Here is a 1,244-nt window from a genome sequence, read left to right as displayed (position 1 = left end):
CTTCGCCACCGTCGGCATCATGTTCCTGGTGTCGGCCGGTAGCCTGGTCACGGTGTACCTCGGTCTCGAATTGCTGACGCTCTCGTCGTACGCCCTGGTCGCACTCAACCGCGACTCGAGCCTCTCGTCGGAAGCGGCCATCAAGTATTTCGTGCTGGGTGCGCTGGCCTCGGGCATGCTGCTGTACGGCATGTCGATGGTCTACGGTGCTACCCATAGCCTCGACCTGCACACGATCCACGCCGCCATCGTCGGTACCGAGTGGAAGACCCTGCTGCTGTTTGGCCTGGTCTTCATGATCACCGGCATCGGCTTCAAGCTCGGTGCCGCGCCGTTCCACATGTGGATCCCGGACGTGTACCAGGGCTCGCCGACCGCCGTGACCGTGTTCATCGGTTCGGCACAGAAGCTGGCCGCGTTTGGCATGGCGTATCGCTTGCTCTCGACGGGTATGGGCGATGCTGCCGGCGGTGCCACCGGCCTCGCGCCGCAGTGGCAACTTATGCTGGCCGTGTTGGCCGTGCTTTCCCTGGCAATCGGCAACCTGGTTGCCCTGGTGCAGACCAACCTCAAGCGCCTGCTGGCCTATTCGACCATCTCGCACATGGGTTACCTCTTGGTCGGCTTCGTCAACGGTGGCCCGGACGGCTATTCGGCGTCGATGTTCTACGCGGTGAGCTACGCGCTGACCAGMGCCGCCGCGTTCGGCATGATCATCGTGCTGTCGCGCTCGGGCTTCGAATGCGAAGAGATCGACGATCTGAAGGGCCTCAACCAGCGTTCGCCGTGGTTTGCCTTCCTGATGCTGCTGGTGATGTTCTCGCTGGCCGGCGTGCCGCCGCTGTTCGGTTTCTACGGCAAGCTGTTGGTGCTGAAGGCCGCCGTGGAAGCGGGCATGCTGTGGCTGGCCCTGGTGGGTGCGGTCGCTGCCATCATCGGTCTGTACTACTACCTGCGCGTGGTCAAGGTCATGTACTTCGATGCACCGGCCGAAGGCACCGATGTCCGTGCCACTGCCGACGCGCCGGCTCGCTGGGTACTCTCGATCAATGCGCTCGCGTTGCTGGTGCTGGGCTTTACGTGGTCGCCGCTGCTGGCCTGGTGCCAGAAGGCGTTCGCGGGCTGAGCTCCGGGTAACGCTGGGCATGGAAAGGCGCGGACTTCGGTTCGCGCCTTTTTCTTGTGGGTGCCGATAGTTGATGGATTGTTGCAGGACGCTTGCAAGAATCTGGCCACCTACGTAT

1 protein-coding gene is annotated in these 1,244 nt (G+C 63.0%); it reads left to right on the top strand.

The genetic code is table 11. The features are described 5' to 3' along the window. A partial coding sequence (gene nuoN, locus AC1DT2_RS23830; protein WP_477299163.1) for an NADH-quinone oxidoreductase subunit NuoN occupies nucleotides 1–1,126 on the top strand: 1,126 nt, incomplete at its 5' end. Between the last annotated feature and the right edge of the window lie 118 nt (nucleotides 1,127–1,244).

The organism is Luteibacter sp. P4_E6 (assembly GCF_056401535.1).
The sequence above is the reverse complement of the archived record's forward strand: the minus strand, read 5'-3'. Positions and strand labels throughout refer to the sequence as shown.